The organism is Skermania sp. ID1734 (assembly GCF_007489285.1).
Lineage (GTDB): Bacteria > Actinomycetota > Actinomycetes > Mycobacteriales > Mycobacteriaceae > ID1734.
Window position 1 is genome coordinate 1 of record NZ_VLIY01000024.1, and the last position, 22328, is coordinate 22328.

Annotated in this window: 26 protein-coding genes; 10 read left to right on the plus strand and 16 right to left on the minus strand. The window is 64.0% G+C overall.

What is annotated here, in order from left to right; all coding sequences use genetic code 11:
• On the plus strand, positions 1–259 hold a 259-nt coding region (locus FOS14_RS22430), incomplete at its 5' end, for an integrase core domain-containing protein (RefSeq protein ID WP_143768172.1).
• A 165-nt stretch (positions 260–424) separates the two neighbouring features.
• On the opposite strand, the gene FOS14_RS22435 is transcribed toward FOS14_RS22430, so the two are convergent.
• Complete coding sequence (locus FOS14_RS22435; RefSeq protein WP_143773086.1) at positions 425–763, minus strand: hypothetical protein; 339 nt, start codon at positions 761–763, stop codon at positions 425–427.
• A gap of 230 nt (positions 764–993) precedes the next feature.
• Positions 994–2094, minus strand: a complete 1101-nt coding sequence (locus FOS14_RS22440; RefSeq protein ID WP_143773087.1) for an LLM class flavin-dependent oxidoreductase — start codon at positions 2092–2094, stop codon at positions 994–996.
• A 43-nt stretch (positions 2095–2137) separates the two neighbouring features.
• On the opposite strand from FOS14_RS22440, the gene FOS14_RS22445 reads away from it, so the two are divergent.
• Positions 2138–2629, plus strand: a complete 492-nt coding sequence (locus FOS14_RS22445) for an SRPBCC family protein (RefSeq protein ID WP_143773088.1) — start codon at positions 2138–2140, stop codon at positions 2627–2629.
• Positions 2630–2651: 22 nt separating this feature from the next.
• Here FOS14_RS22445 and FOS14_RS22450 read toward each other — a convergent pair whose 3' ends face one another.
• Positions 2652–3110 (minus strand): hypothetical protein, encoded by a 459-nt coding sequence (locus FOS14_RS22450; protein WP_221936756.1) that lies wholly within the window; start codon positions 3108–3110, stop codon positions 2652–2654.
• Positions 3111–3206: 96 nt separating this feature from the next.
• Entirely contained in the window at positions 3207–3725 is a 519-nt protein-coding gene (locus FOS14_RS22455; RefSeq protein ID WP_143773090.1) for a hypothetical protein, read from the minus strand.
• Positions 3726–3929: 204 nt separating this feature from the next.
• On the opposite strand from FOS14_RS22455, the gene FOS14_RS24880 reads away from it, so the two are divergent.
• Together FOS14_RS24880 and FOS14_RS22460 are read left to right on the plus strand one after the other, a co-directional pair.
• Positions 3930–4085, plus strand: a complete 156-nt coding sequence (locus tag FOS14_RS24880) for a DUF6131 family protein (RefSeq protein ID WP_185981899.1) — start codon at positions 3930–3932, stop codon at positions 4083–4085.
• A gap of 171 nt (positions 4086–4256) precedes the next feature.
• Positions 4257–4493 (plus strand): acyl carrier protein, encoded by a 237-nt coding sequence (locus FOS14_RS22460; RefSeq protein ID WP_143773091.1) that lies wholly within the window; start codon positions 4257–4259, stop codon positions 4491–4493.
• 75 nt (positions 4494–4568) lie between these two features.
• Here the strand turns inward: FOS14_RS22460 and FOS14_RS24885 are convergent, their stop codons facing one another.
• A complete protein-coding gene (locus FOS14_RS24885; protein WP_185981900.1) occupies positions 4569–4724 on the minus strand; it encodes a hypothetical protein in 156 nt (51 codons plus the stop codon).
• Between the two features lie 283 nt (positions 4725–5007).
• Here FOS14_RS24885 and FOS14_RS22465 point away from each other — a divergent pair, with 283 nt between their 5' ends.
• Both FOS14_RS22465 and FOS14_RS22470 read left to right on the plus strand, forming a co-directional pair.
• Positions 5008–5592 carry a hypothetical protein gene (locus tag FOS14_RS22465; protein WP_143773092.1) on the plus strand — a complete coding sequence of 195 codons (585 nt, stop codon included), beginning with the start codon at positions 5008–5010 and terminating at the stop codon, positions 5590–5592.
• 68 nt (positions 5593–5660) lie between these two features.
• Complete coding sequence (locus tag FOS14_RS22470) at positions 5661–6041, plus strand: pyridoxamine 5'-phosphate oxidase family protein (RefSeq protein ID WP_143773093.1); 381 nt, start codon at positions 5661–5663, stop codon at positions 6039–6041.
• 11 nt (positions 6042–6052) lie between these two features.
• On the opposite strand, the gene FOS14_RS22475 is transcribed toward FOS14_RS22470, so the two are convergent.
• From FOS14_RS22475 to FOS14_RS22490, 4 genes are read right to left on the minus strand one after another with little or no spacing between them, the layout of a single operon-like run.
• Positions 6053–6985: a dioxygenase gene (locus tag FOS14_RS22475; protein ID WP_143773094.1), complete on the minus strand. Its 933-nt coding sequence runs from the start codon at positions 6983–6985 to the stop codon at positions 6053–6055.
• Entirely contained in the window at positions 6982–8076 is a 1095-nt protein-coding gene (locus FOS14_RS22480) for a maleylacetate reductase (protein ID WP_255450529.1), read from the minus strand. The genes FOS14_RS22475 and FOS14_RS22480 overlap by 4 nt, the downstream gene beginning before the upstream one ends.
• A 15-nt stretch (positions 8077–8091) precedes the next feature.
• Entirely contained in the window at positions 8092–9186 is a 1095-nt protein-coding gene (locus FOS14_RS22485; RefSeq protein ID WP_143773095.1) for an alpha/beta hydrolase, read from the minus strand.
• The gene (locus FOS14_RS22490) at positions 9183–10805 is read right to left on the minus strand and encodes a bifunctional 3-(3-hydroxy-phenyl)propionate/3-hydroxycinnamic acid hydroxylase (protein ID WP_143773096.1); all 1623 of its coding nucleotides are present in this window, start codon (positions 10803–10805) and stop codon (positions 9183–9185) included. Before FOS14_RS22490 ends, FOS14_RS22485 begins: the two co-directional genes overlap by 4 nt.
• Positions 10806–11047: 242 nt before the next feature.
• On the opposite strand from FOS14_RS22490, the gene FOS14_RS22495 reads away from it, so the two are divergent.
• Complete coding sequence (locus tag FOS14_RS22495) at positions 11048–12061, plus strand: AraC family transcriptional regulator (protein WP_143773097.1); 1014 nt, start codon at positions 11048–11050, stop codon at positions 12059–12061.
• 9 nt (positions 12062–12070) lie between these two features.
• Here FOS14_RS22495 and FOS14_RS22500 read toward each other — a convergent pair whose 3' ends face one another.
• The gene (locus tag FOS14_RS22500) at positions 12071–12505 is read right to left on the minus strand and encodes a nuclear transport factor 2 family protein (protein ID WP_143773098.1); all 435 of its coding nucleotides are present in this window, start codon (positions 12503–12505) and stop codon (positions 12071–12073) included.
• A 66-nt stretch (positions 12506–12571) separates the two neighbouring features.
• On the opposite strand from FOS14_RS22500, the gene FOS14_RS22505 reads away from it, so the two are divergent.
• A complete protein-coding gene (locus FOS14_RS22505; protein ID WP_143773099.1) occupies positions 12572–13123 on the plus strand; it encodes a TetR/AcrR family transcriptional regulator in 552 nt (183 codons plus the stop codon).
• A gap of 11 nt (positions 13124–13134) precedes the next feature.
• Here the strand turns inward: FOS14_RS22505 and FOS14_RS22510 are convergent, their stop codons facing one another.
• Entirely contained in the window at positions 13135–13806 is a 672-nt protein-coding gene (locus FOS14_RS22510) for a hemerythrin domain-containing protein (protein ID WP_255450530.1), read from the minus strand.
• Between the two features lie 127 nt (positions 13807–13933).
• On the opposite strand from FOS14_RS22510, the gene FOS14_RS22515 reads away from it, so the two are divergent.
• On the plus strand, positions 13934–17254 hold the full coding sequence (locus tag FOS14_RS22515) for a BTAD domain-containing putative transcriptional regulator (protein ID WP_143773100.1): 3321 nt from the start codon (positions 13934–13936) through the stop codon (positions 17252–17254).
• On the opposite strand, the gene FOS14_RS22520 is transcribed toward FOS14_RS22515, so the two are convergent.
• The 4 genes from FOS14_RS22520 to FOS14_RS22535 form a co-directional block, all read right to left on the minus strand.
• A complete protein-coding gene (locus FOS14_RS22520; protein ID WP_143773101.1) occupies positions 17251–17823 on the minus strand; it encodes a TetR/AcrR family transcriptional regulator C-terminal domain-containing protein in 573 nt (190 codons plus the stop codon). The genes FOS14_RS22515 and FOS14_RS22520 overlap by 4 nt on opposite strands.
• 190 nt (positions 17824–18013) lie before the next feature.
• On the minus strand, positions 18014–18454 hold the full coding sequence (locus FOS14_RS22525) for an Ltp family lipoprotein (protein WP_255450531.1): 441 nt from the start codon (positions 18452–18454) through the stop codon (positions 18014–18016).
• 486 nt (positions 18455–18940) lie between these two features.
• Positions 18941–19396 carry a MarR family winged helix-turn-helix transcriptional regulator gene (locus FOS14_RS22530; RefSeq protein ID WP_143773103.1) on the minus strand — a complete coding sequence of 152 codons (456 nt, stop codon included), beginning with the start codon at positions 19394–19396 and terminating at the stop codon, positions 18941–18943.
• Positions 19386–20819, minus strand: a complete 1434-nt coding sequence (locus FOS14_RS22535; RefSeq protein WP_143773143.1) for an MFS transporter — start codon at positions 20817–20819, stop codon at positions 19386–19388. The genes FOS14_RS22530 and FOS14_RS22535 overlap by 11 nt, the downstream gene beginning before the upstream one ends.
• A 134-nt stretch (positions 20820–20953) precedes the next feature.
• Between FOS14_RS22535 and FOS14_RS22540 the strand changes: the two genes are divergently transcribed.
• Entirely contained in the window at positions 20954–21505 is a 552-nt protein-coding gene (locus FOS14_RS22540; RefSeq protein ID WP_143773104.1) for a YceI family protein, read from the plus strand.
• A gap of 11 nt (positions 21506–21516) precedes the next feature.
• On the opposite strand, the gene FOS14_RS22545 is transcribed toward FOS14_RS22540, so the two are convergent.
• Complete coding sequence (locus FOS14_RS22545) at positions 21517–22263, minus strand: PIG-L deacetylase family protein (protein WP_143773105.1); 747 nt, start codon at positions 22261–22263, stop codon at positions 21517–21519.
• Positions 22264–22328 lie beyond the last annotated feature (65 nt).

Consider the following 22328-nt stretch of genomic DNA (forward strand, 5'->3'; position numbering starts at 1 on the left):
ACTGTCGCACAACGGTTTACACGGATCGATGGGACGTGTCGGTGCGTGCGGCGACAACGCCGCCATGGAATCGTTTTTCGCCCTTCTGCAACGCAACGTGCTCGACCGGCAGCGCTGGTCAACTCGAGCCGAACTTCGCCTGGCGATCGTGTCCTGGATCGAGCGGACCTACCACCGACGCCGTAGGCAACGCGCGCTGGGCAGGCTCACCCCGATAGAGTTCGAACTGCTCCACACAGCAGTCGCAACCGCGGCCTGAAATTCACACCCCGCGAGCCAACTGAACTCGGGGCAGTCCCTTGGCTACTTTTGTTAGCTGTGTGGTCACGGGCGCCATCGTAAGTGAGTTGAAGCCTGACATTCGAGTGTGTTGTTCTTCACGCATACCGGGTCGAAAGTGCGTGAACAACAACACGATCAATCGCTAGTTGCCCTTGTCACCCCACGCGGCCGCTATCCAGATAGCGCGGATTGCATTCATGAGACGGTCGGGAGGCAGCGGCGTCCTGGCCATCCGCTGCTCGTAAAGCGCCCACACCGTCATGCCGACCAATGCGTGCGTAAGGGCCGGGATGTCCCGGCTGGCTGGATCTACCCGACCCGCATCACGCAACCTGGCGATGAAGGCAGCAAGCTTGTCCGACAGCTGCGAAACAAACCTGTCCCAGAGCTCCCGAAGCTGCGGATCGGAGGGCCGAGCCTGCAAGCAGGCATCCAGCAGCGGCGCATGTCGTTGCCATACCGCGATGGCGTTGCCGATCATTCGCTCACTGAAGACCTGCGGCGATTCAGCAAAATCGTATCCGGTCAGGTCCGCTGTGGCAGCGTCGAGTTCACTCCACACTTGCTCCAACGCCGCCGCGACGACGGCATATTTGGACTCGAAATAGAACCCTCGACCTCACGCTGCGCGCCGGCGACAAGCCGTGCCGCACGACTTTGCGCCTGGAAAGACTTGCCCCACACCGCGAGTACACCGTTCTGGGCGCGGTGTCAGACACCGTCACCGCGTCTGCGACCGGGACCGCGATGGTCACGATCGACCTGGGAGACAGAATCGATCTCCGGATCGCGCCGCACTGACCGCCTCACGAGCGCGATGAGAGTCTCGAGCGTTTCCAACTGTTGCTCGAACGGGCCGTCGACCTTTGCCAGCAGCATGTCGATACCCGCGTCCTGGTACAACCGAATTCGTTGCGCAATCAACTCCGGCGTGCCCAATAGATTTGTGTGACTGCCCAATTCGATCGGCACCGCCGCCCGAGCGGCAGTCTTGTCGCCCGCCTGCCAGAGCTCGGCCACCCGCGCAATCGCGTCGCCGAAGCCGAGACGAACAAAGGCGTCGTTGTAGAAGTTGCGTGCGCCGGCGCCCATCGACCCGATGGTGAACGCGTAGCCGTCGGCGTGCCGGCGGGCGGCCGCGGCGGCGTCGTCGGTGATTTCGACCGCGACGGGCGCTACCAACGTCAGGTCATCGAGGCTGCGCCCGGCGCGTTCGGCACCCTCGCGCAGCGGACCAAGAAAGACCTCCGCCGACTCCGGGATGAATGCGTTGCCGAGCCAGCCGTCGGCCACCTCACCGGTCAGACGCAGATTTGCCGGTCCCATCGCGGCGACGTACACCGGAACATGTTGCGGCGCAACCATCGGTCGCAGTGATCGGCCCGCACTGTCCGGCAGTGGCAGCGGATAGATCTCACCATCGTGTACCAACCGTTCGCCGCGGCTGACGGTTCGAGTGATTTCGATCGTTTCCCGCGTGCTCTGCACCGGTTTTCGGAACCGAACACCGTGCCAGCCTTCCATTACCGCAGGACCCGAGACGCCGATGCCCAAACGGAAGCGACCGCCGGAAAGCTGCTGCAGACTCAATGCGGACGTCGCCAGTAAGGCAGGCGAGCGCGAGCCGAGCTGCACCACAAACGTGCCCAACTCGATGGTGCTGGTCCGCGCAGCCAGGAAGGCCAGCCCGGTCAACGCGTCGTAACCCCACACCTCCGGCACCCACAGCGAGTCGACGCCGATTTGTTCTGCTTGCTGAGCGAATTCGACCGCCCCTGGCAGCCGCGGCTCGATGGCAACGCCAACCTTCATTCGACTATGCTAACTGCCATAATTTCCAGATCGGAAGGACCACATGCGCTACCGAGACTGCCCGACGGTGGAAGTGTCCAAGCGGATCGCCGGCGACCCAGCCGAGATCTGGCGCCTGATCACCGACATCACCACACCGACGCGCTTTTCCGCCGAGCTGCAGCGCGTGGAATGGCTTGAAGGCGACCACATCCGCGTCGGCGCGCGCTTCCGCGGCCACAACACGAACCCGGCGATCGGTGAGTGGCAGACCGAATGCGTTGTGACCGAGGTCGAGGACGGTCGCCGCTGGGTCTACGACGTCCAAGGCGGCGACGGCCGGGCCGCCGCGACCTGGGGCTGGGAGATCGATCCGGGACGTGATGCGGTGACGCTCCGGCACTGGGGACGAATGGGCCCAGGATCCTCTGGACTGAGCCACGCAATCGCCTCGATGCCCGAAAAGGAAGGCCGCATCGTGGCCCGACGACTCGGCGAATGGGAGCAGAATATGCGAGCCAACCTCGAAGGGATCGACGCGCTGATCGCGGGCTGATGCATTTCCCCCACAAGCGCCATCATGTGCGGCGGTCGAGCACGTATTCGACCACGGCCCCATAGGCGACGTGTGGAACGACATCAGAGATCCAGTCCTGCAGCCGCCACGTTCTGGGATCGCTGACTCCAAGCGCGGCCATTGGCACATCGGCGGCCGCCATCGCAGCCAGACCGGCACCGAGCGCGCCGGCAACCGTGTTCGGCCGACAGGCGACGCGGCGCGCGACCGCAGCGCCCAAGCCCACAGCCACACCGGCACCGATACCGGCCAGCGCCCCGAGTGCGGACAGGCGGGCCTGCCGAACCTCGCCCTCGCCGGGAATCTCAACGCCGAGTCGCTCGGCTATCGCCTCGACGACCTGCTCGGGTGCGCTGCTCGCCGGTCGGCCGCGAACCGCCATGTCGAGGTACGAGACGAGATTGAGAGCGGTAATACCGGCCGCCCCCGCGGCGAGTCCCGACGTAACTGGCGAGGTCATGGCCATGCTCCAATCCGTGCGACGTGATCTCACTGCAGACTTACCCCGACGACGACATAACTACCTCGGGCGAGTGGCCACAACGGTCTCGCAACGTCAATGAGCAGCAGATCTCCGGTTGCTGAAAGCATCCCTGGCAACGCTGGTTCTGCATTCCTCGAGCACCGCGACCTGCTCGGCTGCCCGACCGATCAACTCATCCAGTTGCTGCACGTCGAGCCGTGGTTCCTCGGCTGCCAACGTTTTCAGCGATCGCCATCCCGCTGCTTTGCCTTCCACGCCGAGCTGCATGCCTTCAAGTTCGATGACAGGGCCCACCTGTGACCGCTGAAACCACGTCTCGTTCGGTTTGACGCGGCCGAGCTTCTCGCCGATCCAGCCGGCGACGACCATGTACCGGCGACGCGGCACCTCGAGGCTCTGCATGATTGCGATGAGAGTTGTTCGGTCCTGGTCTATCTCGACAGCCAGGCGCTCGAGCCGCGCGCCCATATCGCCGTGGTGTCTGCCCGCAATCCGGCGCATGAGTTCTACGCCAGCGGTAGCGCCGGCAAGGTGGTCATTGAGGTAAGCCCCCAACGGGCCCAACGTCGGTAAACGCACAACTGTAGACATGGTGCACTCATTTCATCTGTTCGGTGGGCTATCGGCTCATGCCATGGCTGGCGAGGTACCCGCAGCCGATGCCGAGAAACGCGGTGTACATGTTGCGAACCCAGACCAAGTCACCCGCGAGTCGATGACTAATTTCCCGCTTTTTGGGGAATTAATTCCGGCATAACTGGCACACGCCAGACCCGTTCACCGGAAGGACTCCCCGTGATCATCGTCGGCATTATCTTGCTCATCCTCGGCTTCATCTTCCATATCTACATCCTGTGGATCATCGGGATCATCCTGCTCGTCATAGGGCTGATCTTGGCCCTGCTCGGCGCCATGGGCCGCGCCGTCGGCGGGCGAAGACACTACTTCTGACTTAGCGAAGGGGCGCTCGAAACGCCCCTTCCCCTCGTTTCCTTGTCGAACATCAGAGGGCTCGCCGTGGCGACCCGGCGTCTTCGTTTTGCTTCATGACAAACGATTGATTCGGCTCTCCGCGGGTATGGCTGCGGCTGCATTCGACGCCGACAAGAACAGGAGCTACCAATGGCAACCGGGGAAACGGGTTTCGACGATGTTGCTTTCGACTTGATTTCCGTGCAGTACCACTCGCTCAAAGCGGGCCACGACTACGGTCAGTATGTCCGTGACGCCAAGAACGCCGGACACGACGACATCGCGGCCTTCTTCGAGGAAGTGATGGCGCAAGATGCAGAACGGGCGCGACGTTGTCACGAACTCCTGGGTGCGCTTGCACCAGTCGCCACATCCGGAAGGCAGTGAACACTTAGCCTGAATCACGGAGCGCGGGTAGGCTTTACGGCCGACCCGCGCTTCGTCCGTCGGTTGACCGACGGTTCAGCCGCCGGCTTTGTCCGTCCCCGGCTCGCTCACATCGTGGCCTTTCATGATTCGTTGCCACCAGCTGGCAAGCGGGCTCGGCTCTGGCCAGATCACCGCGCCGTGGCGGCGTGCCGACGGCTGTGGGGAGGCGTCCTTATCGTGCTGGACCATTACGGCACCTTCTGGAGTCAATGGGAAAAATGTCCCGCCACCGCCTACCCCGGGAATCCAGACCGCAAACGCGGAAAGTACCGGTGAGCGGCTAACGCATCGGACGACTTCGAATCGGAATAGGCCCTGATCTGTAATTCACCTGATCTGTAATTCATTCGAGAGATAGTGCTCGCGGCGAGGGCTTATTTAGAGTCGGGCGTTACCGAAACGAAGGCCGAATGTTGCGGAACCGCTACCCCGGTTCGAGCCCTTTCGGCTTCTTTACAGAAAGGCAATCCCCATGTTGTTGTCGAACGTCCGTCGCGCCGCAACTTTTGCGTTGGTGCTCGCTGCCGGCGTAGTTAGCGGAAGCCCAGCGGCGTTTGCCGACAGCGGCAGTAGCAGCGGCAGTGCTGTAATCGATGGCGGCAGCAGCATCGCTCAAGGTTGTGTCCAGGACCCGGGCGGATGCGTAGGCGCAGTTCTCAACGGTGGTAGCAGCGTGCTCGGCACTGGTAGCCAGATTCTCGGCACCGGCAGTTTGTTGCTGCTGGGCTTGGGCGGTCCCGGTCAGAATGCGCCGGCGCAGGGGTGCGGAGCGTCGACCAAGTCCGGCCACGATGGCGTTACCACCACCGTGCACAATATTGGTCGCACCGGGCCCGTTTCGTTCAATTTGACCTATGACACCGAGGACGTCCCCGACCTCATCGATGTGTTCTACGAAGATCGTCAGATCGCCTCGACCGGATGGGTCGGAAATGCGATCAACAACGGTGTGGGCTCGCTGGTCGTACATGTACCGCCGGGTTCTGCCTCGGTGGTGGTTGTGCGGGTGACCGGCGGAACGTCGACGAACTGGGAGTACACCGTGAACTGCCCGTAGCAAGTGTCGCCCGCGCAAACTTCGCTGCGAGTGTTAGCGCCGGACACGACGAAACCTAGGATGACACTATGAGCGTCAAGGTGGATCTTGCACAGCTGGCCGACTCACTCGCCGACTTCGACTACGCGTACTTGGCTACCGTCGGTGACGATTACCGCGTTCACACCGTTGTTGTGAGCCCGGGTTTCACCGACGGAGCCCTCGAGGTCGGCGAGATCGGACGGCACACCCGCAACAACGTGACAAGCCACCGCGACGTCACCCTCATCTGGCCCCCACGTGCACCGGGGGGCTACACGTTGATCGTTGACGGCACCGGCATGCCCGCCGACGATTCGCTGCGAGTCATCCCCACGCGTGCGGTGCTGCACCGCCAGGCGACGGCCGAATCGACGTCGACAAGTGCCAGCTGCCTGCACGACTGTGTGCCTATCGAACAAGCGAAGTAGGACAACGCTTTTCAGCGTCCGACGCTCGCCGGCGCAAGGACGATGTCGAATCGTGCGCGTGACCAGCTGCGGGCACCGAGGTCGCGGTCGTCGGGCGTCGGCGAGCTGGCGGCTTGCCGTTCGAAGTCAGTGATCAGTGAGTCCTTGACACCGAACACGCAGTCACCGATAGCGAGTTGCGGATCGCCGGCGACGAAGATGTGGGTCACCAACGTGCGCAACCCGTCGGCGCTGACCATGAAGTGCAGGTGCGAGGCGCGCATGGGCGAGCGATTGACGGCAGCGAGCAATTTGCCGACGGGGCCGTCATGCGGGATCGGGTACGGCGTCGGGGTCAGCGCCCAGAATCGGTAGGCACCGGCGTCGTCGGTGAACAGGTGCGCGCGGCCCGCGACCCGACCGTCGGGATATTGCACGTCGTATCGGCCGCTCTCATCGGCTTCCCACACCTCGATGCGGGCTCCCGGAACCGGGTTGCCGTCGGTGTCGGTGACGGTGCCCTCGAGCCAGCACGGCTCGCCCGCTGCGCCGCCAGCGATGTCGCCGCCCAGCGGAATGCGCGGAGCGTGGTCGACGAAAAAGGGACCGAACACCGTTGCCTCCGTGGCGCCGCGGTATGCCTGGTTGTTCACGGCGATGGTTTGCATGGACGCACCGAGGACGTCGGAGAGCAAGATGAACTCTTGGCGCTTGTCATCGGTGATATGTCCGCAGGCGGTGAGAAACTCGATCGCGGTGTTCCATTCACCCTCGGTCAGCCGGACCTCGCGGATGAAGGAATGCATATGGCGGACCAGCGATTCCATCACCTCGCGCAGCCGCGGGTCGGGTGTGTTCGCGAAGGACGCGAGCACCGATTCGACCAACTCTCGCTCGATGGCTGTCTGTTCCGGTGTGACGGATTGCGTGGGGTTCGGGTCGTCGGTACAGGTGTGCTTGTTCATGGCTGACTTTCGATGGGCTGACTGATGGTGGCCGGGTCGCTGCCCCGACAGGCGGCGCGCAGCACGTGGCCGAGGTCCTCTGCGGTGACTTGGCGGGGATTGTTGTCGGGCACGCCGGGCAGGATGGCCGCCACGGCCTCGTCAATATCTGACTCCCGGAAACCGTAGTCGCTCAGTGCTTTCGGCGCATCGAGCTGGCGGCGCAGTCGTTGGAGCCCGTCGAGAGCGTCGGAGGCGCCGAGCGCGGCCGCGATCCGACGTTGGATGTGCGGAACCGCGGGCGCGTTGTAGGCGAGCACGTAGGGCAGCACGACCGCGTGGGTCTGCGCGTGGGGCAGGTTGTAGGCCCCGCCGAGGACGTGGCAGATCTTGTGATGCAGACCAGATCCGGCCGACGAGAACGCAGCGGCCGACAGATACGCGGCATACAGCACATGTTCGCGTCCGGCGAGATCGCGTGAATTTGCCGCGACCGCAGGCAGGCCGATCCACAGCGCACGAATCCCCTCCACCGCGAGCGCCTGATCGATCGGGTCGGCACGGGGTCCCCACATACCATCCACGCAGTGCGCCAACGCGTTCAGCCCTGACGCCACGCTCATGGCCACCGGGAGCGAGAGGGTGAGTTCGGCGTCGTAGACGATGGCCCGCGGCAGCACGCGCGCATCCACGCCGGTGGTCTTGCGCCCGTTGTCGGTCATCCCCCAGACGGTGGTCGCTTCGGAACCGGCATAGGTGGTCGGCACGGCAATGATCGGCAGCCCTGTTGCCAACGCGACGGCTTTGGCCAGCCCGATCGCCGAGCCCCCGCCGATGCAGACCAGCGCATCGACGTCGTGCCGGGCGGCGCACGCCCGAGCGTGCTCGGCGGCCTCCACCGGCACGTGCATCCGCACTTCGCTGTGGCGATGCGCGATCGGCAGGCCCGCGGTAATGGATCCGGCGCGTTCAGCCTCACGCGCCGACGCGATCAGCATCACCCGTTCCGCGGCGAGTCGCTCGACTTCGGCGGCGAGCAGCGTGCGGGCGCTACCGGACCCGAAACAGATCCGCTGCGTCAGGTTTTCATGCTCGAAGCGCAACTGGTGCACCCCTTCTCATGTTGCTCACCGAGTCCGCGATGTGTCGGCGGACAGGCGGTCGGCGAACCAGTCGGCAACCAGGTCGTTGCGTTCGTCGGCGTGGTTGTAGATGGTGTGTTCGCCGTCGTCCCAGACATGCAGTGTGGCATCGGTAGAGCCCGCACCGGCGAGGAACGGTTGTTGGTCGTCGAGTTCGACCAGCGGGTCCGCACCGCCGTGCAACACCAGCAGCGGGCAGCGGATCGTGTGCGTGTGCGGGTCGAAGCGCAGGCGGGCGAAGTTGGCGTTGATCGCTCCCTCGTCGGTCGTGCCGAGCATGGCCGCTGCTTGTTCGGTGAAGGTCCGGTACGGCAGCAATCGCGGTGCCGCAAAGGCGCCATTGACACAACACGCGCGAACGTCGGGATCGCGCGCGGCGGTAAGGGCAGCGAACAGTCCACCCACGCTGTTTCCCCAGATCCCGACCGGGGTTCCCGAGGATCCGGCAAACCGGACGAATTCACTGTAGGCGGCAGCAACGTCGACATCGAGGTAAATGCCGTAGCGCAAGCGGCTTTCTCCCTGACCCGGCCCCTCGGCCAGCACGGTAGCCAAGCCGCGCGCTGCCAGCGCATCAGCGTAGCGAAGATAGGTTGCCCCCCAGCCACTTTGGCCGCCGAAGACGATCACCGTGCCCTTCGGTGGGTCCTCGGGCAGCATGTGCCAGCCGACCAGCCGCCCACCGGCGAACGGGATCTCGATTCTGTGTAAACGGTTGGCGGAGACGGCGGCTACCTTCGCGACGGCGAGCGAGAATGCGTCGTACAGTTCGCGTTTGCGGTCGGTGTCGAAGTTGATGGCCATCTGCGCGAACAGGAAGTTCGCTGCGGCGGCGCGGAATACGTCGCACGCGGTGATGGTGTGCCCAGCCGTCAGGGCGGCCTCGGCCGCTGCCATGCGCTCGCGGCCCAGCGCTTCGGCGGCTTGGTCCCACGGCTGACCCGCCGCACTGCTGCGTTGCATCGCAACAATATCCGCATAACGCATCCCGCCATCAAGGAGTCGCGACACTGGCATGGCCCGCCAGTGTGCAGTATTCGCTACTGCCACCGCTTCGTCGGTGACGGTTCGGGCGGTCATTGCGCCACCAGATCCGCGTCCGCTGTCGACTCTTGCTGGAGAAACTCTCGCTGGAAAAACAGTGCGCTCCGCAGCGAGTCGACGAGATCGGGCAGTTGCGACAATGAGCCAGCGCCGTAGAGGTGGAAGTCCGGACGTGCGATGTATACCTCGATGCCGTTGACATTCAAGAACGTTCGGTAAGTATCGGCAACGTCGATGAACGAGCCTGGGCAATCTGGTTCCAGGGTGGCGATGATCGCTCCGAGTTCGGTCAGGAAGGACAGCTGGTCATCATCGAGAACTGTGCGCGGATCGCGCATTGTGACGACTGAGAACCCCCACCCGAGAACATCGTCGAAGCGTCCCACGCGTCCGTCCGCCGAGATGACGCCCTGCGGCGACAACGTTCCGGCCAGCGGCTGTGGCGAGCGGTCCGGTGCGGTGGCGATAACGCCTGCGGTGATCGTGGGAAACGATGGCAGGGGTGGAATCTCACCTCGCTGGAACGCGGCGTCGCGAGCCGCAGCCGCGGCGGGATCTTTGAGGTTTGCCACCTTCCCGAGTTCGACCGCGCAGTGCTGGATGACCTCGACGTGCGGTCGGCGTTCGGCTTCATAGGTGTCGAGTAGTTCATCGCCCGAGCGACCGGTCAACACCAAGTCGAGCTTCCACGCCAAAGTGATGCCGTCACGCATGCCCGAACACGCCCCCTGGCCCATGTACGGCGGCATGGTGTGCGCCGCGTCGCCGGCAAGGAGCACCCGGCCCTGCCGCCACGACTGTGCGGTACGCGCCGAGAACGTATAGATGATTTGCCGCAGAATGCGCAGATCGCTCGGTCCGAGGCCGTGCCGCTCCCGGAACCACTGCCACGCGAAGTCTTCGGTTTCCATTTCGTCGGCGTCGTCATCGGGCAGCACCGCGACCTCGAAACGCTGGCGGCTACGGCCAATTGGCATGAACATATTGGGCCGGGCGGGATCACAGAATTGCCGGGTAACCTCGAAATCCGGTCCGAGCGGGTGCAGGCATTCGGTGTCGAGGTTCAACCAGCGATCGTCGACGCCCAGATCGAGGCGTCCGATTCCGACAGCGTTGCGAACGGAACTGTTGGCGCCGTCAGCGCCTACGACGTATCGTGCGGTCACCTTGCGGTCCTGCGCACCAGCAGACCACTGCTCGTCGCGATCGCGCGACCACGGCCGAATAACCAGCGCGACGTGATCTGGCTCCGTCTCCACGGCCACCACCCCAACGCCCTGATTGATCTCCACGTTGGGGTAGCTGCGGACGCGTTGGTCGATCGCCGACTCGATGTCCGGCTGGTACATCGAGTAGTGCGCCGCGAATCCGCTCGACTCCCCCGACCAATCGACCGCGATCAACAAATCGCCCGCACCGTTGCGCCACTCGTAGCACTCTTTTGCCGACGCATCCCGCAACGCGAACTCCACGTCGCCGCAGGCTTGGACTATGCGCGCTGTTTCGCCGTCGATATGGGTCAACCGCGGCAGGCCGTAGAGACCCGGCCACCGTTCGAACACGGCGACCCGGTGCCCGGCCCTGCCCAGCAGGGATGACAGCACCAGCCCCGTCGGCCCGTACCCCACAACGGCAACATCGAAATCGGTGACCACGCCAGCTCCTTACTCGCAGGAATTTCTCGTGCCCTGACGCTAAGAAGGTGTGATCCACGTCGCTATCCGGGACGCGACAGGCTCAGCCGAAACGCGTCACCAGATTTGCCGGGCCACACGCCCGACCCTCGATGCCCGCCGCGTTACCCTGAAAGTTCCACCGGTCACGTCAGTGGGTGGACAACGTCGGTCGAGGTGGCTATGAGCAGTATCGATGCACAAAAGCACACGGGCAGGCGTTGATGAACAGCCCGTTGGCCGGACACCGGGTGCTTGCCACTGACGATGTCGATGAGTTCCGCCAGCAGGCCTCGAACCTACTGAGCGCGCACCAGATTCAGCCCGCCAGCACAACGGTTGCGGCGTCGTTTCGTGGCCATGTCAATGCCACCCGATTTGGCGACATCGACCTCGTCTACCTCGACCAAGGCGTCGACGTCGACGTCGACATCCTGGATCGCATCGACTACTACGACCTCATGCTGGCAATCGGGGGAACAAACAGGCTGGAGCTGACCGCCGGAGCCGACCACCGACAGGTCAGCAACGAGCGCGCTCGCCTCGACCACGTCACCGGAGCGCTTCTCTCACCGCGAATGCGCGCAGCTATGCACATGGACGCCAGCTACCGGCAGTTGCACCTACGTATCGAAAAGAGTGCTCTCGACCGGCGCGTCGAAGCCATGCTCGGCCGTCCGATACACGGGTCGATCGTCTTCGACCTTGCCGTGGACCTCACTACGCCCGTGATGGCCACCTGGCACTCGTCGCTCGATGTGCTGCTGCGCGATCTGGACAACGGCAGCGGCCTCACCCAACATCCGCTCGCGGCCTCGAGTTGGCAGGACACGCTGCTGACAGGACTGTTGCTTGCTCAACCGCACAACTTCCTGTCAGCACTGCGGGAACCCGCGGCCCCGGTCTACCACTCGACTATGCGGAGAGCGCTCGCTTACATCGACGAAAACCTCGATGCCCCAATAACTGTCGCTGATATCGCACAGCAGGTCGGGACCAGCGTGCGGTCGCTGCAACGAGCGTTCCAAGACAACATCGGCGCTACTCCGAAAGGTTATATTCAGTCACTGCGGCTCACCCGCGTCCGAGATGAACTCCTCGACGCCGGGACAACCGAAACGGTGACCGATATCGCCTACCGATGGGGCTTCGGCCATCTGTCACGCTTCGCCGCCGCATACCGCCACCGATACGGCGAAACACCCTCGCAAACCCGCGAAAGCGCGCTCAGGAGGTAGACGAGACGTTCAATCCGTTAGCGCCGCAACCACTTCGCTGTTGCGGCCGAGGAGCCGGGCGGCGGTAAGCGGGTCCATATAGTCGCGGTAGGAGACGATCTGCCCCTCGCTCACTCGGATCACGCCTACGGCACGGAAGCGGTACGACTCCCCTGTCACCAATGACCTTCCGTGGTGCTCGATTTCGGCAACGACGACTTCTGGATCGGTGGTGTCGTGAACGACAGCCTGCACGTCGACAATGTCGAACAGTTCGCGTGCGGACGGTGCAGCATCGAAATAGCTTCGGATCGCCTTCCGCCCTCTTAGCTCGTGTGGCTGACCAGGCAACGGAAACGGATATTCCAGCGTCCCGTCCTCGGCGAACAAGTCGGCAAAGACGACTCCCTCACCGGCGACCATGCGACACACCTGCTCCACCATCTCGCGTGGGCTGCGCACCATCGCTACCTCCTATAATCGGAACGGTGACTCCGCTTACACAATACGGAACGTGCGCTCCGGTTAGCAATGGTTAGCGACAGACCGCTGCGTGCAGACGCTCGACGCAACCGAGACCGGATTCTGGCCGCCGCTCGTGAGGCTTTCGCCGAATCCGGGTTCGCGGTACCCCTCGACGACATCGCCGCCCGCGCCGGCGTCGGGCCCGGAACTGTGTACCGGCACTTTCCCGACAAAAGCGCGCTGTTCGGGGCCGTCGTGACCGCCCGCGTAAGCGATCTCGTTTCCGAGGCTCGCCACCGCGCGAGCGATGACGAGCCCGGCGCGGCCTTCTTCGGATTCCTCACCCGCGTTGCCCAAGAAGCCGCGGCCAAGCGCGACCTACCCGATGCCATAGCCGTTCCGGGGCCGCTGCGAGAGGCGCTACACGAGGCGATGTCCGTGCTGCTCCACCGAGCGCAAGAGTGCTCGGCAGTACGCGGCGATATCACCACCGACGACCTCATCGCCTTACTCAAAAGCCTCGTGACCGCCGTGGCCGACTCACCGAGTCCGGGTCGTGCTGACCGCATCCTCGCCGTCGTTGTCGACGGGCTCCGCGCGTCTCCGCCCAAAAGATGAGGTGAGGCGTTCTACCACCGCGGCGCGGTTCCGTAGATGCCTCGGTAGTCGGCGGCAAAGGCACGACGGCCGGCAATTCGCCACAGGATCCGAATCGGCAGGGGCAACAAGGCCATGAGCAGTGCGCGCTGGGAGGGTGTAGCCGTGTAGAGCATGTAGCCGAGAAAGACCAGTCGACGGTTCTTCGGGATTGCGGAGTTGCCGCGCTCAGCGAGTGCCTGCCACTCGCCTCTCGTCATGTGGGTTTCGACGATCGGCAGGATGCGTTCTTCCTCCGCACGCAGATGCTCGTCGAGGACGAGATTCAATTCCGTGAGGGAGTTGGCGAGGTCGTCTCCGGCACCCTGGCTTCCGCTGTCAGCGAAGGCAGTCGACTGCTCGCGGACGACCGCCATCAACGACCCGATCCGACCGTGTTGCTCCTCCATCTGCAGGACGAGCGCGGTATCGGCCGGTGCGCGATTGGCCAGGATGGGCCACATGAGTTCGTCTTCTCCGGTGTGGTGATGATGGAGACCGTCGAGCAGTTCGGTCAGCCAGCAAACCAACACCTCTGCGCGCCGGCGATCACCGTCGGCAACGTTGCGAACGAGATTTGGCAATGCGCCGAGGTTGACGCGAAACACGTTGTGCACGATCACCATTTCGTCGGTGTCGGGCCGGCTTTGCGCTGTCAGTGTCATGGTCGCTCCAGTGTCTTGGCGTTCTTGGACGATTCACTCTGATCGACGCCACTTGGAAATCACTTGGAGCGGCCGTACCCGCTAGCTTGAGGCGAATTGCACGAAATGTCCTAAACTCGCCAGCGTCATGGTGCACCTGCGGATCCTTGGACCCTTCGACGCTGTTGACGTCGACGGGCGGTTCTTGGATCTCGGCGGCCCAAAGCAGCGTGCGGTTCTCGCGTTGCTGCTGGTAGCCCAAGGCCAAGTGGTGTCGGTCGATCGATTGTGCGAGGACCTCTGGGACGGTGAGCCACCGCGACGAGCCCTGGTTGCACTGCAGGCCTACGTCTCCAATCTCAGGAAGATTCTCGAACCGCATCGGCCGCCCAGGTCCCCCGCCACGGTCTTGGTCAGCCGGGCGCCCGGGTATGCGATCACGGCGTCGGCCGCCGACGTCAACGCCTGGCGGTTCGAGCAGATGGTCAGCGTCGCTACCGAAATCGCGGACCCTGCCAGTCGACGAAATCACCTTCGTGAAGCGATGACGCTGTGGCGTGGGCACGCTTTGGCCGACTTCGCTTCCACATCCTGGGCCGCGGCGGAGGCAGCCCGGCTGGAGGAGCTTCGCGTCGTCGCCAGCGAGCGACTCGTCCAGGCACTACTCGACTGCGACGAGGCACCTGAAGCGGTACTCGTCGGCCATCGATTGTGCAACGAACATCCGCTACGCGAGGAGTCGTGGCGGCTTTTTGCGCTCGCTCTTTACGCGAGCGGACGCCAGGGCGATGCGCTTGCCGCGATCCGGCGGGCACGCAACACGCTCGCCGACGAACTGGGCATCGATCCGGGGCCGGCATTGGCCCAACTCGAGGCAGATGTTCTGGCGCAGCGGATTCCGATTCGCGTTCGACAGAGCCCGATCACCACAGCCGACGGCAATGCCCCGCAGCCCCACCGCACCGACGGTCGAGCGCAGTTGCTCGGCCGTGCGGAACACATTGGTGCAGTGCTCAATTTGGCGGAACGTCGGCGTTCAAGCGTGTGTCTGATCAGCGGCTCGGCGGGTGTCGGAAAATCGGCCTTGCTCGCGCACCTGGCTGAATTCCTCACGGCACCGGCTCGACCGGCCCACGGCGAGGACTGGCTGGTAGCAACGGGACAATGTCCAGAGGACGATGGCGCCCCGGCCGCCTGGGCGTGGGTACAGGTAATTCGTAGCCTGTCCGCCACGCAGGTCGGCTTCGGCGCCGGACTCGACGTCTTCGTCGACAATGCGGTGACACCTCCGCTGCGTCAAGAAACGGACGAGTCACGGTTTCTGCTGCACCAGCGTCTTGTCCAGGATCTCGCCGACCTCGCGCGCATCCAACAGGTGGCGGTTTTCATCGACGATGCGCACCGAGCAGACGCCGAGACGCTCACCCTACTGACGACAGTGGCTTCGACGGCGCCAGTGCTGGTCGTGGTGTCGTATCGGCCCGAGGAGATTGGCAGGCACTTTGCGGGCGCCCTCGCGACGCTGGCGCCATTGGATCCATTGCGCATTGAACTGTCGGGTTTGCCCGTCGAGGACGCGACGCGGTTGGTGCAAGCGGAGTCAGGGGTCACCCCTGCCCCAGCAATCATGGAAACTTTGCTGGACCGCACCGGCGGCAATCCGTTCTACCTCCGGGAAAGCGCACGCCTGATGCGCAGCGAGGGCGCCCTGGTCGCGACATCGGCGGTACCCGCCGGCGTACGAGACGTCCTGCGCAGGCGGTTCCATCGACTGCCGGACATCGCTGTGTCGATTCTGCGCCTGACCGCACTGATCGGCCGCACGGCAGACATCGAGGTGGTGCTGCACGCAGCCGAGGTGAACGAAGAAGTCGTTTTCGACGCTCTCGACGCGGGCATGCTTGCCGGGTTGCTCGACATCTCCGACACCACTGTCACATTCACCCACTCGCTCGTGCGAGAGACATTGGTCGACGATATTCCCCGATTGCGCCGTATGCGTTGGCACCGTCGAATAGCCGACGCCGTGCACGCTGTGCATCCCGACGACGTGAGCGCGCTGGCTCATCATCACGGCCAGGCACTGACCCCCGTAAACGCCGAACAAGCCGTCGAATATGCGCTGGCGGCAGCCGATCTCGCGGCTACCAGATTCTCGCACGACGTCATCGCGGAGAATCTGCAGATCGCCGACCGCGCGCTTGCCCGAATGCCAGCAGCCGACACGGCAGCGCGCGTTCGGGTGCTGTGTCGGCTGAGCAGCGCACGGTTGGCCGATGGTTCACTCGAGGAGGCGCGTGCGACCCGTTTGCAGGCATTGAGCTTGGCCCGCGCGGCGGACCGCGCAGACCTGGTTGTCGAGGCTCTTCTTGCCTGGGAAACACCAACTCCGTGGATAACTCGGAGGTACGGAACCGTCGACGAATTCGTCGTCGATGCCGTGCAAGAATGCCTAGCCATTCCAGACCTACCCGTGGGCACCCGGTGCAGGTTGCTGGCCGTTCTGGTCGAGGAAACCTATGGCGAGCGAGACGAGGACGCTCGAGGTGCGGCCGTCGAGGCGGTTCGGCTGTCCGACGAGATTGCCGATCCGACCACCCGTGGGCTGGCCATCAATGCCTACCTGGCGCTGTCGCACAATCGCACTGCACGGGCGGAACGGTGCGCGCTCGCCGACGAACTCATTCGACTGTCCCCTCGTTGCGCCACCGAGGTCTTCGGGCTGATCGGCCATTTCGCACACGTACGCCTGGCCGCGGTTGTTGGGGACATCGAGACAGCGGCGGCTCATCTGTCGACGATGGACACCCTCGCCGACCGGTATCGATGGGGGCAGGCGCGGGCGGTCAATCTCATGGCGCATGCGATGCAGGCACACGTGCAGGGTGACACGGACCGCGCCGCGGCCACGTATGTGCAGGCGCATCAGCATTTCACTCTGGCCAACATGCACGACGCGGACGCCGTCCTGGGTTTGTCGATGTTCACCCTCGCCGTGACTACCGGCCGACTGGCGGATCTGGTCGGCCCCCTTACGGCGATCGTCTCCGATGCCGACGACGCGGTGAAAGATCCGCTAGCGCTGGCGATGTGTGCAGCGGGGCGCAGAGAAGAGGCACGTGCACTCCGTAGAGCCATTCGCCCGGTACGTCAGGACTTCTTTCATTCCCTGTTGCTGGCCGTTCGCGGGATGGCAGTCGTAGAACTCTGTGAAACTGCCGAGGCTGGTGAGGCTTTCGAGCGACTCGCGCACTACCGGGGCCAACTGGCCGGAGCGGACACCGGTTGCTTCGTTGTGGGACCGGTAGACACGGTGTTGGGAGATCTCGCTGCCTTGCTCGGGCGCCGTGGTGTCGCCCGCGAATTCCATGACGCGGCAGTAGTTTTGGCGGATCGATGCGGGAACACGGTCTGGTCCAACAGTGCACGCAGCCGACTTGATGCGAATCAGGCCATCGTCGAGTTCTAGGTGCTCGGCGGGTTCAGCAGATGTTCCAAGCGCTGAACATCTTCCTTGAGGAAGGCCAACGCGGAACCGACGGCACTCTCACCGTTGCTCGCGCGGTCGCTCAGCACGCCGCGGAGCGCGATGTCGGCGAGTTCCTCGGCGACCTGCGCCGGGCTGGCCGGCGCAGATTTTTGTTTCGGGTACCAGAAGGCGACCCAGTTCGCCACGCCCACAAGGGAAAACGCGGCCAATTCCGGATCGACCGGGCGGCAGGTTCCTTCCCCGATGGCTTGCGAGATCAGTTCCGAGAGCGCCTCCAACGTGGCGCGCCGGGCCTTGCGGTGCTGTTTGGCGAGCGGTTCGGGAAATGCCTCTTCACTGGTCAACAGCAGCCGAAACCGCTGTGGGTGCTCGGCGACCCTGGTGGCCATGGCGACCACGCCCTCACGCAGCCGCAGCGTCGCACTGCGATCGGTCTCGGTAGCCAGTTGCTGTAGGTGTTGAGCAGTGACCAGGGTGAAGCCGCGGACGAGTTGTTCGAGTAGTTCGTCTTTGCCGCTGATGTAGTGGTAGATGCCGGTTCGCGTCAATCCGACCGCGACACGAGTGGATCGCCCGCCATGACAACGCCTACATCGAGTAGCGGGACGGTCACCTTCCCGACACCGAACTACTGCCGGAGTTGGTGACAACAAGGTGTATGCGCGTGAGTGTGTTGTTGTTCAGGCTCACTGAGCCGGAAGTGCCTGAACAACAACACGATCAACCCGTCGCAATCTGTTAAAGGCCAGTTTGGCTGACGCCGAACTCGGCTTGTTGTCGCGTGAATCCCTCGTACATGAGCTGGTCGACCAACCCTGACCGGGAGAATGCCGACATGTCGAGGTAATCACGTGCCTTCTTCGCCGCTTGTTCGTTCCAATCCGCGTTCAGGCTGTCAGTCCCGTACACAGCATCCTCGGCCGAAAACCCTTCGTACTCCAACTGCTCGATCAGGCCCTTGCGGGAGAATGCCGACATGTCGAGGTAATCGCCTGCCTTCAAGCGCGCGTTCCGCTGGCTGGCGGTCTCCGCGCGGGCTGGGGATTCGACGACCGGCGACATCCGGCTGGATACGAGCGCGGATGCCTGCCGCCCGTCTGCGCTGGTGACAACCAGTTTTGTGCCAGGATCGAAAGCCGGGGCAGCTTCCGCAGTTGCCGCGCCGATCAGCGTGGACAAACACGCAGTTGCTATTGCGATTCCCACTTTGTTACGCATAGTTCTCGTCCTTCACATGTTGAGGTCGTTCATGTGCGGAAGATTCGTGCAGAAATTCCGGCCGGCTCCGCCCCCCGCCGCGGTGAGTAGCACCAACCGATTATCAATCGAAGGTAACGAGTTGTTACACCGTCGTTATGAGCGACGCGGACGCGGTCGAGACATAGTCCCCGCGCTCGATGACACAAGGCTTCAGTCGCCCAGCGCAGCCTAAAGAACGAGGCCAGTCTCGAGGTTTCCAACTGTTGTCTGCGCGGACTGTCGACTGTCGCAAGCGGTGTATCGATGCCCCCGTTACGGTAAAAGCGTTGTAATAAAATAGAATTCGCTCGGCGATCGAGTCAGTTGACCGCAAGAGGTTTGTGTGACTAGCCAGTTTGACAGCAGCCACCGTCCAGACGGCGGCGCAGAGTTTTGCCAGCAGAGGCGAAGTCACCCATTGGATGCTCAGCGATCGGCATCGTGACCAGGGTGCGCAAGCCCACCCAAAATCCGGTGCAGCGCTGCAAGATCCGCTTCGTCGAGTTCCGTCAGCGCAGCGGGGGCCGGGTCATCGATGGCCCGCACGATTGCGAGTAGTTCCCGCCCGGCCGCGGTCAGCGTGACGTTCTTGCAGCGACGATTGCCGGGATCGATCTCGCGGGTCACATAGCCGCGTGACTCGAGGTCGTTCACCGCGACCGTCGCCGCCGGCGCGTCGATGGTGGCCGCAGCGGCGAGGTCCTTCATCGAGAGCGGTCCCGGCAACAGTCTGCGTAACACGCGAATCCTGCTGAACGGCAGACCTGTTCGCTCGGTGACCGCGCGCCGCCAGGTGTCGCGGTTGTCCATCACCACGGCGATCATCATCCGCCACGTCTCGTCGGCGAGCCGGCGGTCGATACCGGCGGTTTCAGTCGACATTGCGTGCACCTCCCGCCATAGCTGGCACGTTCTCGGGTTCAGTCAACAGGTGAGCGATGCTTTCGGTGCTGCGGCGCGCCCAAGCCGAACGCGACAGTGCTCCGAGCCCCACGATCACCACGCCGAAACCGGCGACCATCCACCACAGCGGGTGCGTGGAGCCGGCGAACCCCGCGGCGAGGTGGCCGCCCATCGCGGCGCCGACCACGCTGCCGCACAGCGCCACGCCGAGGCTCACCCCGACCTGGCGACTGGTGGAGGCCACTGCCGACGCTGCACCCGCCCGGTCGACCGGCATCCCGCTGACCGCGGCGGTCGTGATGGGTGCGTTGACGAGACCGAAACCGATGCCGAAGACCCCGGTCATGACTGCCACCAGCACCAGCGGCGTCGCCGTGCCGAGAGACGTCAGCAGCAGCCCGGCGACGACGGTGATCGAACCGGCGGTTATCAGCGACGGTGCGATGCCGAACCTGCCGACCAGACGACCGGACAACGGCGAGCACACCAACGTGGCGCCGGCGAGTGGCAGGTAGAGCAGCCCGGTGCCGATGGCGCTCAGCCCCCGCACCTCCTGCAGGTACAGCGACATGATGAACAGGAAGGCACCGTACCCGGCGAACGCGACGACAGCGATCACCGTGGCCGAACTGAACGGCACGCTGCGGAAGAAACGTAGATCGATGAACGGGTCGTGGTGGCGGGCCTCGAATCGAATGAACGCGACGGCCGCCACGAGCGCGACCGCAAAAATCCCCAGCGTGCGCGCCGAACTCCAGCCCATGTCAGGTCCTTCGATGAGTCCGTACACCAGCGCGGCCATCGCGATGATGCCCAGCAGCTGTCCGATCGGGTCGAGGGTGCGCACCACCGCCGACCGTGACTCCGGCACGAACACCGCGGTCAATGCGATCGCCGCTGCGCATACCGGCAGATTGACCCAGAACACCGAGCGCCAGCCGATGGTGTCGATGAGAAGTCCGCCCAGCATGGGGCCCAGCGCCATCGAAATCCCGACGACCGCGCCCCAGACACCGACCGCCCTGGCCCGTTCTCGGCGTCCGGGGAACGCCTGCGTAATGATCGACATCGCAACGGGATTGAGCATCGACCCGCCGATCGCCTGAAACATCCGCGCTCCGATGAGGACCTGAATCGTGGGCGCCAGGCTACACATCAGCGAACCGGCGGCGAAGACCGCGAGCCCCACTTGGAACGTGCGACGGCGCCCGAATCGGTCGGCCGCGGCGCCGGACAGCAGCAGCAAACTGGCCAGCACCAGGGTGTAGATGTCGATCACCCATTGGAGCTGCGAAACCGAGGCGTGTAGTTCCCCGCGAATAGCCGGTAGCGCCACGTTCACGATCGTCGCGTCCATCGAGACGATCAGCAGGCTCAGGCAGCAGGTCGCGAGAATGATCATCTTGCGACGCTGGTCCAGCCCAGAGGGGGAAACGGTTGTAGACACACAACGATTGTAGATTTACAACAGTCTACTGGTCAATTGCGTCGGCACGTCGCGCCCAGGACCCGAGCCGGCGACGATATCGTCGGGCGATGACCAGCGGAGAGTGGCTTCTCGACGAATCCAACGGTGAGGTACTCATCCACACCGGTGTCGCGGGCCGGGCCGCAAAAATGGGTCACCGGCTCACCATCGCGATGGATAGCTGGCGGGCAACTCTGCGGTGGGTCGACGATCTACCGGCCGCCGCATCGTTGGTGGTCGACGTGAATTCGCTGCGGGTGTTGCGCGGGGAAGGCGGGCTCACCCCGCTGTCGGGGCCGGAGAAATCGGTTGTCCGCACCAACGCACTCAAATCCCTCGGCGCGCAACGCTTCCCGGAAATTCGTTTCACCGCAGAGGAGTTCGAGAGAATCGGCGACGGCCGCTACCGTGTGCACGGCACCGTCGAGATCCACGGCGCCACCAGTCACCGTGCGATCGACGTGCGCATCGAGGATGCCGGCGACGCCTGGCAATTGTCGGGACAAGCGGAGATCCGCCAAACGGACTTCGGTGTCAAGCCGTACTCACTGCTGGCCGGCACCCTCAAGGTGGTCGACGCGGTGACTGTATCGGTCCTCGCCCGTCGCGCTAAGGACTGACGCGCGGAACCTCACTCGCCCCAGGTCATCGAGAACACCTCGAACGACACCGCGTGGGTGACGCCCATCCGCGCTCCCGCCGGCCGCGACTGCGAGCCGAGGAACTGTGCCGGGTCGAAGTGCTCCCAGCCGAGCCCATCGATGTAGGTGCGATGCGCTTGCAATGAGGCCACGCCCAAATCGAAGGTGTCGGTGATGTCGACACCATGGGCCGACCGGGGCGAACCGGCTGCCCACACCTGTTTCACTCCGCCCCACGGCTCGAGTTCGTCGAGTTGCTCGGGAAAGATCCAGCGATTGCCTGCATCGCGAACAGCGTCGACCGTCGCCTTGCCCGTTGCAATGTGGTCCGCCTGATTGAGCGCAGCGCCTCCCCAGGTCTCGCGAAAGTTGCCGGTTACCACGATCTCCGGCCGGTGCCGACGTACCTCGGCGGAGATGAGCCGCCGCAGCGGAACACCGTACTCGAGGACGCCGTCGGGGCACCGCAGAAAGTCCACGGTGTCCACCCCGACGATGCGGGCCGACTCGACCTCCTCCGCTTCGCGGGCAGGACCGGCCTGGGTCGGAGCCATACCGTCGATGCCCGCCTCCCCGCTGGTCACCATGCAGTAGACGATGCGCTTGCCTTGGCGGGTCCATCGCGCGATGGCCGCGGACGCACCGAATTCCATGTCGTCGGGATGGGCAACCACGCAGAGCGCGCGTTCCCAGTCCTCGCGCAGCGGCTGCAAAGGGGTACCCGCGTCGGCTGTCATCGCCTCAGCATGTCATGACCAGAGAAATATGTTCAGAATCGTGTCATCTGGGCACTCCGGGAAGC

Coding starts and splice junctions, on each gene's coding strand:
- FOS14_RS22435 (WP_143773086.1), bottom strand. CDS start 763: ATGATCGGCAACGCCATCGCGGTATGGCAACGACATGCGCCGCTGCTG.
- FOS14_RS22440 (WP_143773087.1), bottom strand. CDS start 2,094: ATGAAGGTTGGCGTTGCCATCGAGCCGCGGCTGCCAGGGGCGGTCGAA.
- FOS14_RS22445 (WP_143773088.1), top strand. CDS start 2,138: ATGCGCTACCGAGACTGCCCGACGGTGGAAGTGTCCAAGCGGATCGCC.
- FOS14_RS22450 (WP_221936756.1), bottom strand. CDS start 3,110: ATGACCTCGCCAGTTACGTCGGGACTCGCCGCGGGGGCGGCCGGTATT.
- FOS14_RS22455 (WP_143773090.1), bottom strand. CDS start 3,725: ATGTCTACAGTTGTGCGTTTACCGACGTTGGGCCCGTTGGGGGCTTAC.
- FOS14_RS22460 (WP_143773091.1), top strand. CDS start 4,257: ATGGCAACCGGGGAAACGGGTTTCGACGATGTTGCTTTCGACTTGATT.
- FOS14_RS24885 (WP_185981900.1), bottom strand. CDS start 4,724: ATGGTCCAGCACGATAAGGACGCCTCCCCACAGCCGTCGGCACGCCGC.
- FOS14_RS22465 (WP_143773092.1), top strand. CDS start 5,008: ATGTTGTTGTCGAACGTCCGTCGCGCCGCAACTTTTGCGTTGGTGCTC.
- FOS14_RS22470 (WP_143773093.1), top strand. CDS start 5,661: ATGAGCGTCAAGGTGGATCTTGCACAGCTGGCCGACTCACTCGCCGAC.
- FOS14_RS22475 (WP_143773094.1), bottom strand. CDS start 6,985: ATGAACAAGCACACCTGTACCGACGACCCGAACCCCACGCAATCCGTC.
- FOS14_RS22485 (WP_143773095.1), bottom strand. CDS start 9,186: ATGACCGCCCGAACCGTCACCGACGAAGCGGTGGCAGTAGCGAATACT.
- FOS14_RS22495 (WP_143773097.1), top strand. CDS start 11,048: ATGAACAGCCCGTTGGCCGGACACCGGGTGCTTGCCACTGACGATGTC.
- FOS14_RS22500 (WP_143773098.1), bottom strand. CDS start 12,505: ATGGTGCGCAGCCCACGCGAGATGGTGGAGCAGGTGTGTCGCATGGTC.
- FOS14_RS22505 (WP_143773099.1), top strand. CDS start 12,572: ATGGTTAGCGACAGACCGCTGCGTGCAGACGCTCGACGCAACCGAGAC.
- FOS14_RS22510 (WP_255450530.1), bottom strand. CDS start 13,806: ATGACACTGACAGCGCAAAGCCGGCCCGACACCGACGAAATGGTGATC.
- FOS14_RS22515 (WP_143773100.1), top strand. CDS start 13,934: ATGGTGCACCTGCGGATCCTTGGACCCTTCGACGCTGTTGACGTCGAC.
- FOS14_RS22530 (WP_143773103.1), bottom strand. CDS start 19,396: ATGTCGACTGAAACCGCCGGTATCGACCGCCGGCTCGCCGACGAGACG.
- FOS14_RS22535 (WP_143773143.1), bottom strand. CDS start 20,819: ATGATCATTCTCGCGACCTGCTGCCTGAGCCTGCTGATCGTCTCGATG.
- FOS14_RS22540 (WP_143773104.1), top strand. CDS start 20,954: ATGACCAGCGGAGAGTGGCTTCTCGACGAATCCAACGGTGAGGTACTC.
- FOS14_RS22545 (WP_143773105.1), bottom strand. CDS start 22,263: ATGACAGCCGACGCGGGTACCCCTTTGCAGCCGCTGCGCGAGGACTGG.